General features: G+C 69.6%; 1 pseudogene. It reads left to right on the top strand.

Annotated elements, in window-relative coordinates:
* Nucleotides 1-28: 28 nt before the first annotated feature.
* Nucleotides 29-263 (top strand): annotated as a pseudogene (locus tag ACSNOK_RS34700) (phosphoenolpyruvate carboxykinase (GTP)); the annotation flags it as partial.

Here is a 263-nt window from a genome sequence, read left to right as displayed (position 1 = left end):
CCTGATGACCGACCTCTACCGGGGTTGCATGCGGGGCCGGACCATGTACGTCATCCCCTTCGTCATGGGCCACCTGGACGCCGAGAAGCCGATGTTCGGCGTCGAGATCACCGACTCCGCCTACGTGGTGGCCAGCATGCGCGTGATGGCCCGGATGGGCACCGACGTGCTGCGCCGGATGGAGGAGCTGCAGGCCGACTACGTGCCCGCCCTCCACTCCGTCGGCATGCCGCTGGAGCCCGGCCAGGCCGACGTCGCGTGGC

The sequence above is a fragment of the Streptomyces sp. URMC 126 genome (assembly GCF_051386555.1).
Classification (GTDB): domain Bacteria; phylum Actinomycetota; class Actinomycetes; order Streptomycetales; family Streptomycetaceae; genus Streptomyces.
Note: the sequence above shows the minus strand (reverse complement) of the source record. Positions and strands in the feature narration are given on the sequence as shown.